Below are 305 nucleotides of genomic sequence, written 5' to 3' on the forward strand. Positions count from 1 at the left end.
TAGGGAAGGTCTGAACAATTCCCCATGATCCTGCGACAATCGCACAGAGGCAACGGGACGATGACGATGCAACTTTCCTTCGGCGACGCTGAGTACAACGGCAAGCGCAAGCGGACGCGGCGTGAGGTGTTCTTGGCCGAGATGGATCAGGTCGTGCCGTGGAAGGACCTGCTGGGGCTGATCGAGCCGCACTATCCAAAGTCGGGGCAGCAGGGGCGACAGCCGTATCGGCTGGAGACAATGCTGCGCATCCATTTTTTGCAGCAGTGGTATGCATTGAGCGATCCTTCGGCGGAAGAAGCCTT

1 protein-coding gene is annotated in these 305 nt (G+C 58.4%); it reads left to right on the forward strand.

Annotated elements, in window-relative coordinates:
• Positions 1–66 precede the first annotated feature (66 nt).
• A partial coding sequence (locus XarbCFBP7408_RS22195) for a transposase (protein ID WP_146093848.1) occupies positions 67–305 on the forward strand: 239 nt, incomplete at its 3' end.

It is taken from the genome of Xanthomonas arboricola pv. guizotiae, from assembly GCF_002940205.1.
Lineage (GTDB): Bacteria > Pseudomonadota > Gammaproteobacteria > Xanthomonadales > Xanthomonadaceae > Xanthomonas > Xanthomonas arboricola_C.